Below are 7,161 nucleotides of genomic sequence, written 5' to 3'. Positions count from 1 at the left end.
CTAAATGATCGGCATTACCAACAAGGTTGGGCTTTTCTTACGACAATTCAGCTTAGTGCTGATGGCCGCCCTTACCATGTGCATGGCCATGAGCAATCTCTTCAGAGGTTGCATCGCGTACGTCTGCAACTTCTAAATCAAATGTTAATTCTCGACCTGCTAATGGGTGGTTAACATCGACAGTTGCCATGAACTTACCCATTTTTATAATGGTCACTTGGCGTTGGCCTTGATCTGTGTTTATCAAAGCGCGCATTCCGGCCTTCCATACTTTGGCGCCTTGCAGGTGTTTAACAGATACACGCTGTTCCGCTTCTTCGTTACGCTCGCCGTATGTTTCGCTAGCAGGTAAAGTGACAGAAAACTTAGCACCCACCTCTTTACCAACCAGTGCATTCTCAACACCTGGCATCATATTGTCGTGACCATGAAGGTACGCAATAGGATCAAGACCTTCGTTGCTCTCTAATACTTCGCCCTGTTCATCACGTAATGTGTAGTTAAATTGCACTACAGAATCATCTTTAATACTCATGGTAATCCTTAACTCAAATTTTGTTGCGTGAGCTTAACAAAAGTCATTCAAAGCCACTAGTGTTATCTCTTATTAGGATTGTGCTCCTGGCACAATGGCTAAATGTTCAATTTCGCTCAATACCTGATGGTTGGCCAAGGCAAGTTGGCACACCCCAGATGTGATCTTATGCTTAGCAGAGCAATCTACACTCCATTGGCGCAGTAAATAGCCCGCTAACGATGCTCGGCATGTAAGCGTTAAGCGTTGATTTTCCATCTGGTAATCAAGCTCTATCGCTTCAGGATGAGCCAAAGAGGGATGAGGGATCAGTTCAAGTTCAATTTCTTGTTGCCAATATTTATCATGCTCACAGGTCTCTAGGTATTTAACACTAGCATCTGAAAGCACGGCACTTTTAATACGAGTCACCACAAAGTCTGTAAACAGTTGGTTAGCCCTATCAAAAGCTCGAACATGCCAACGCTGACCATTATTTACCAACGCATGGGGGACTATCTCTCTGGGTTTATTGCCCGATGACACCGACACGTACTCTATCGCTAGTGCTTGCTTGGCTTGAATAGCCCGCATTAATGCCGCAATGATGTCTGTGTCTGGGTGAATAAGTTGTATTGCATCAATACACACCGCACTTGGCTTGATCGGATGTGATAAGCCATCGCCAAAACCTTTGGCAAGACCATGCAATATAGCTTCTGGTTCATGGGCAAATAGTGCTTTAAACTCAGGCAGACGATGATAGCACTTAGTCTGATGTACCAAGCGCATATTTGTCGGCGCTAAAGTTTTATAGCTCTGAAAGTCTCGGGTAGCCGCCGCTAAGCCTGTAGCAAATTTATTGATTAAATCTTGACGGGAAACTTGGCCGAAATACTGCAAACTAAAATCGATAAAAGCGAGACGTTGTCGTTGCGCGTGAGAAAGGTTGTCCATTGTAATATGCCATTCCAGTCGATAACTTTATTGAAGAAATTCAATCTAATATATCGACAAAAAAGATGCAATCGTTTTGATTGCATCTTTTTTGAATCGTAAATTATTTATTGAAAGTGCTTATTCAACACCGAGTGCTTTAAAGGTCGCTTCGCTTGGATAACCATCAGCCACCAAACCATTATCTTTTTGGAATGCTTGTAGTCCTTTTAAAGATTTAGAACCCAAAATACCATCAGGCTTACCGACATCAAAACCTAGCGTATTGAGCTGACTTTGCAGTGCCTTTACCTTTGCGCGGCTCAAGTTTGGCATTTTAGGTGGCTTAACCTTAAGGCCTGCTGCACCATTAATTCTGTCAGCGAGATGGCCTACAGCAATAGCGTAAAACGTAGAGCGATTCCATTTCATAATGACATCAAAATTGTCATAGCCTAAAAAAGCGGGTCCAGTATGGCCAGAGGGTAAATAAAGAGCAGCTTGCATGTCTGGTGTACTTAAAGGATTGCCATTGGTTTGCGTTAAACCAAGCTCCGCCCATTTAGTTAAGGGTTGGGCTTCCGCTCGCCCTAAATAAGCGTAGGAAAAATCACTCGGAAGGCTAACCTCTCTCCCCCAGCGCTCGTCGCGTTTCCAGCCTAAATTTTGTAAGAAGTGCGCAGCTGATGAAAGTGCATCTTCAGTGCTATTCCATAGATCTGCTTTGCCATCACCATCGCCGTCGACAGCATATTTAGCGTAAGCCGATGGCATAAACTGAGTATGGCCCATCGCACCCGCCCATGAACCCACCATCTGCTTTTCATCGAAACCATACTGTTCTTTTAACTTTAAGGCTTGCATCAATTCGGTAGTGAAATATTTGCTCCGACGCGGATCACATGCCAAAGTAGCTAACGAGTTAAGTACTGACATTTTTCCTTTGTAAGAACCAAAGTTTGTTTCTAGTCCCCAAAAAGCCAGCAAATATTGTGGTGGAACACCGTACTCTTTGGCTAAACGTTGCAGCAGCTCCTTATGCTCTTTATATAGCTTTCGTCCTTGCTGTACACGCCAATCGGTCACTCGTTTGGTAAAATAATTTTCAAAAGATGAACTAAATTCTGGTTGTTGGTTATCAAGCTCTATAACCCTCGGCACAAATTTAACATTTGCCAAGGTGTTATCAATAGTGCTTTGTGATAACCCCTGTGTTTTTGCTGTTTGTTGAAGGTTCGCTACGCAGGTTGCCCAGTCAGGGGAAGCGACTGAAGCGAATACGGAAGAGCTGCTAAAAATAAGCGTTGCTGCCAGGGGGATTAATTTAAACAATAGAAGACTCCCAAAAAATGAATGACGCTAACGTAATGAGTACACATATTACTGTGAAGTTAAAAGATTAATCTTACCTTAAAAAAACGACTTTATAGATGATTTACAATTCATTAAACCGATGCAAGAAAACCTTAGACCGATTAACGGATAAAACGCCATCGCTGTCGACTAATATAGACTAAATTGAGACTGTTATAGCAGTAAATTAGCGAGTTTCGTTTGACTGCTCAATTTACCTGCTAAGCACATACTGCTTAGTCATCAAATACACGGTTAAACAATCGAAAGCAGTTAAATGACTTGCCAAATGTTAACCACAGTTGCAGACTACTGCCAATAGAGATAATCGATATCTTTCATTTACCAAAAGAGATTAATCATGACTGAAATGACTCCAGCTTTAGAAAGCTTTATCAACAATGTAAAGCAGCACCAAGTCGTTTGGGGCCTGCAAGATGAAACAGGTGAAGGTTGGGTTGTTTGTGACTCATCTGAGTTCGAAGCCACAGATGTGATGCCTTTATGGTCTGAAGAAGCGCAAGCAAAAAGCCATTGTACTGACGAATGGCAGGCATACAGCGCCGTCGCTATTACTCTAGAAGAGTTTTTAGAGTATTGGGTTGGTGATTTAAATGATGATGGTGTACTGGTTGGTCTTGATTGGGTAGCAGAGCAAGAGTGCCTTGAAGTCGATCCAATTGTACTGGCAACGTCACTGGTAAACGTTGAAGAAGAATAGACTTCACAACAACATCCAGAGTAGCTCGACAGTAAGCGCTAATCGTCAAGATTAAGCGCTTTTTTTAAATGCCGAATTGAGTAGGTGAAACATGATGTTTGAACAAGCGCCGTTAATCGATATCCCCTTTGATTGCAGGCATCAATGCTGGTTTTGCGGTGAACCTAGCTCTATGGAGCTTAGTTACACTAAGGAGCATTACACTCCTCATCCATCATTGATGCTTCCAGCCTGTAAAGAGTGTTTCAAAATTGCAAAACAGCACAAGTTAACCTCTATCTGGGACTGTAAAATGGCAGTTAAAGATGAACTGATGCGTATTTATGAGAAACATCTCGCCATTGGGGTTAATTGGACTCAGCAAGAACTTGAAGAATCAGAATTTGAGGATAAAGTTTTTGGTGGATTTAAGAAAAGCGCTTGGATGATGTATGAGATTGCCAGAGATAGAGTCAACTACCCTGCTTGGCCGTTAAGCCTTAATGGGGTCACTATTGACGACTTTGGCTACAATACAGACTTTAGTTTTGACGGTGTTAACTATAGCTCTGTCACCCAAGCTATCAAATTCTACGCTAAGCAATTTGTGCTCGATAAACGCTTTTTAGAAGATATTATTAGTATTGTCGGTAAACAACGCTTTGGGTTTGCTATTCGTGTTGCACAAATTAATATCGCTGCCACTTCCGAGCTTAAGCGGCAGGTTATCAATGATTTAAAACTAGAACATCAGGATTAGCAGTTCAATGATTGCGTCAGCAGAGCCTCTGACTGGCGCAATTTATCTTGCACAACTTCAACCAGTAGATCCGGCTGAAACTTCGAAATAAACCGGTCACAACCTACCTTTTCAACCATCGCATTGTTAAAACTACCACTTAGAGAAGTGTTTAAAGTGATATAAAGATCACTCATGCGCTTGTCTTTACGGATCTCATGAGTCAGCTTATAGCCATCCATTTCTGGCATCTCAGCATCTGTGATCAGCATAATAATATGTTCCGAAACATTTATACCGCTGTCGCACCATTGTTGTAACTGATTGAGTGCCATTAACCCATCGGACACCTCTATGACTTCCAGTCCAAGTTGTTCAAGCGTTTCTCTTACTTGACGCCTAGCAGTGGCAGAGTCATCTGCGATAAGCACCTTTCTACCCTGCATTAATGGCAGCAGTTGCTCGTCTAATACTCCATCGGATAACTTGATGTCGTATTGAATAATTTCTGCCAGCACTTTTTCTACATCTATAATAGAAACCAGTTCTTGTTTGTCTTGATATTCGATACGAGTTATTGCAGTTAAATAATTATTGCGACCAACCGTCTTAGGTGGCGGTAAAATATCGCTCCAGGTTAAATTGACTATGTGCTCAACCTTATCGACTAAAAAACCCTGAACTGAACGATTGTACTCAGTAATAATGAGGTTACTTTGTTCATATACCGCCGAAGGTCGGAAGCCGATGGCTTTACGAAGATCAATCACCGGAATGGCTAATCCGCGTAGATTCGCAACCCCTATAATACTTGGATGACTGCCGGGCATAGCGGTTAAGGGCGGCACTCTAACCACTTCCTTAACTTTGAAAACATTAATGGCAAATAGCTGCGTCACACTAATTCTGAACAACAGTAACTCTAGTCGATTTTCACCAACCAGTTTTGTACGTTGATCTACACTTGCAAGCATTTGCGCCATACTGTTTCCACCTAAAGTACGATTATAGCGATGATTATAACGATATACAGTATAAGATAACTAGGTCAAAAATAACTTTAATGCACGGATTTTGTTCAACATTACAATGTTTCTCCAAAAACATTGATCTCAATAACATAACCCCGTGCCGTGAACTTAACATGGCTCCTGTGCTGGCTGAAGATACTGTGCTCAGGGCTTTGAAGTTCAATGGGATTTAATAGTAGGTTCATTGCTCCAAGATGAAATTTAACACCTACATCAATGTAAGTAAGGTATTGATTGCCAAGAATGAACATTCCCTTTAGTAAAATCAATATCACTGAGCAAAGTCTATGCTCTTATATTAAAAGCAGCCCATCATAGAGGACTTTATACTAGGCCATTTCGCAGTCGTACTCACATAAAAAAGAGTAACCATCTCTAGGTCAGTACGCTTAGAATTGAACAAGCACAATGCCTCTAAAACAGGCATATTCAGATAGAACGAATAATTGTGATCCATTTCAAACCAAGCTGCGTACTGATATTCACTAGTCAATAAAACAATATTTTGGCGATATTGATAGGCAGAGTGAAAAAAATGCAAAATATTCAATCACAAAGTTCCCAAAGTCGTTATGCTAAAGGGTATGTTCCTTTCAAAAAGCCTTATATGGAAGAATCAAACTCAGAGCTGCAAGCGCAGCAACTTAAAGAGAAGCTCGTTAACGTGGCGCATACACGTTGTAAACGAGACTATGCTGAATTATTTAGTTTTTTTGCTCCCAAAATATTAGCATTTGGCAATCAAAGATTGTCTACCCAAGGTCTGGCCATGGATCTTGTGCAAGAAACCATGACGGCAGTCTGGACTAAAGCACATCTTTTTGATGCGGACAAAGGAGCGGTGACAACCTGGGTGTTTACCATAATGCGTAACCGCTGCTTTGATATGTTGCGTAAAGTCCAACATAACAAAGAGGACACGGTTAGTGATGACATCTGGCCTATCTTTGAAACTGTAGAAGAAAACGAACCAGAAGATCACATACTCACCAACAAACTCATGCATCATGTTGAGGAGCTTCCACCCTTGCAACAGCAGGTAGTAAGAGGCATTTACCTACAAGAGTTAAGTCAACAGGAGCTAGCAAGCAAACTAAATGTCCCATTAGGTACAGTAAAATCAAGGTTAAGATTAGGCTTGGTCAAACTTAGAAGTATTTTGGAGAAACATCATGATTAATTACCATCCAAATAACGACATGTTATTAGAACATGCTAAGGGTAACCTCAACCTTGCTATGGCAACGGCTGTATCTGCACACTGCGAAATATGCCCTCAGTGCCAAAAAGTGCTTGCTGAGATGACTCAGTATCAAGCAGATACTGCTTTGGCTAAAACCGATAGTTCAGCAGAAGATTTTGAAACCAGTATTGATTTAGACGATATGCTGGCTTCTATTATGCAGCTTACCCCGACATCAACCGCTAAGCAGCGACTTCCACAACACGCTATTGTTTCAGTAAAAGGTCATGAATTCAGTTTACCTACAGCCTTTAGACAGCAAGCAGATCAAACATGGAGTGGCATAGGAAAGATTAGTCGAATGCGACTCGATACAGAAAAAGGTCCCTCTAGAGCAAGCTTACTTCATATTGATGCTGGCGGGGAAATACCTGAACATACTCATCAAGGTACTGAGATAACGTTACTGCTTGAAGGCCATTTTGAAGATGAATTTAACCGCTACGGCCCTGGTGATTTTATTGTACTCGATGGCGAGCACCAGCATTCACCAAAAACTAAAGAGGGTTGTCTTTGCTATACAGTGGTTGATGCACCATTGCATTTCACCAAAGGAATTAGCAAGCTTTTGAATCCAATTGGCGAGCTAATTTATTAGTCAGCTTAAAATGAAATAAGGCCGCTAATAGCGTAATGCCGATCAGT

At 41.5% G+C, this 7,161-nt stretch carries 8 protein-coding genes; 4 read left to right on the top strand and 4 right to left on the bottom strand.

The features are described from left to right. Positions 1 to 52: 52 nt before the first annotated feature. The 3 genes from AB4238_RS21520 to AB4238_RS21510 all read right to left on the bottom strand — a co-directional run bounded on the left by AB4238_RS21520 (position 53) and on the right by AB4238_RS21510 (position 2,782). A complete protein-coding gene (locus AB4238_RS21520; protein ID WP_372035579.1) occupies positions 53 to 535 on the bottom strand; it encodes a peptidylprolyl isomerase in 483 nt (160 codons plus the stop codon). 72 nt (positions 536 to 607) lie between these two features. Beyond that, positions 608 to 1,471, bottom strand: a complete 864-nt coding sequence (locus AB4238_RS21515) for a WYL domain-containing protein (RefSeq protein ID WP_372035577.1) — start codon at positions 1,469 to 1,471, stop codon at positions 608 to 610. Between the two features lie 120 nt (positions 1,472 to 1,591). Beyond that, positions 1,592 to 2,782, bottom strand: a complete 1,191-nt coding sequence (locus AB4238_RS21510) for a lytic murein transglycosylase (RefSeq protein WP_372035575.1) — start codon at positions 2,780 to 2,782, stop codon at positions 1,592 to 1,594. A 382-nt stretch (positions 2,783 to 3,164) separates the two neighbouring features. Here AB4238_RS21510 and AB4238_RS21505 point away from each other — a divergent pair, with 382 nt between their 5' ends. Continuing rightward, on the top strand, positions 3,165 to 3,524 hold the full coding sequence (locus AB4238_RS21505) for a DUF2750 domain-containing protein (protein WP_020912933.1): 360 nt from the start codon (positions 3,165 to 3,167) through the stop codon (positions 3,522 to 3,524). 94 nt (positions 3,525 to 3,618) lie between these two features. Next, complete coding sequence (locus tag AB4238_RS21500) at positions 3,619 to 4,263, top strand: hypothetical protein (protein ID WP_372035581.1); 645 nt, start codon at positions 3,619 to 3,621, stop codon at positions 4,261 to 4,263. On the opposite strand, the gene AB4238_RS21495 is transcribed toward AB4238_RS21500, so the two are convergent. Continuing rightward, a complete protein-coding gene (locus AB4238_RS21495) occupies positions 4,260 to 5,225 on the bottom strand; it encodes a chemotaxis protein CheV (RefSeq protein WP_372035573.1) in 966 nt (321 codons plus the stop codon). The genes AB4238_RS21500 and AB4238_RS21495 overlap by 4 nt on opposite strands. A gap of 583 nt (positions 5,226 to 5,808) precedes the next feature. Here AB4238_RS21495 and AB4238_RS21490 point away from each other — a divergent pair. Both AB4238_RS21490 and AB4238_RS21485 read left to right on the top strand, forming a co-directional pair. Continuing rightward, a complete protein-coding gene (locus tag AB4238_RS21490) occupies positions 5,809 to 6,453 on the top strand; it encodes a sigma-70 family RNA polymerase sigma factor (RefSeq protein ID WP_372035572.1) in 645 nt (214 codons plus the stop codon). Further along, a complete protein-coding gene (locus AB4238_RS21485; RefSeq protein WP_371995419.1) occupies positions 6,446 to 7,114 on the top strand; it encodes a ChrR family anti-sigma-E factor in 669 nt (222 codons plus the stop codon). The genes AB4238_RS21490 and AB4238_RS21485 overlap by 8 nt, the downstream gene beginning before the upstream one ends. Positions 7,115 to 7,161: the final 47 nt, after the last annotated feature.

Source organism: Shewanella sp. 10N.286.45.A1, from assembly GCF_041470405.1.
Taxonomy (GTDB): Bacteria; Pseudomonadota; Gammaproteobacteria; order Enterobacterales; family Shewanellaceae; genus Shewanella.
This window is presented reverse-complemented; position numbering and strand designations above follow the sequence as displayed.

What these genes read in the sequence shown, in the direction of transcription:
- AB4238_RS21520 (WP_372035579.1), bottom strand. Translation starts at nt 535, where the DNA reads ATGAGTATTAAAGATGATTCTGTAGTGCAATTTAACTACACATTACGT.
- AB4238_RS21515 (WP_372035577.1), bottom strand. Translation starts at nt 1,471, where the DNA reads ATGGACAACCTTTCTCACGCGCAACGACAACGTCTCGCTTTTATCGAT.
- AB4238_RS21505 (WP_020912933.1), top strand. Translation starts at nt 3,165, where the DNA reads ATGACTGAAATGACTCCAGCTTTAGAAAGCTTTATCAACAATGTAAAG.
- AB4238_RS21500 (WP_372035581.1), top strand. Translation starts at nt 3,619, where the DNA reads ATGTTTGAACAAGCGCCGTTAATCGATATCCCCTTTGATTGCAGGCAT.
- AB4238_RS21495 (WP_372035573.1), bottom strand. Translation starts at nt 5,225, where the DNA reads ATGGCGCAAATGCTTGCAAGTGTAGATCAACGTACAAAACTGGTTGGT.
- AB4238_RS21490 (WP_372035572.1), top strand. Translation starts at nt 5,809, where the DNA reads ATGCAAAATATTCAATCACAAAGTTCCCAAAGTCGTTATGCTAAAGGG.
- AB4238_RS21485 (WP_371995419.1), top strand. Translation starts at nt 6,446, where the DNA reads ATGATTAATTACCATCCAAATAACGACATGTTATTAGAACATGCTAAG.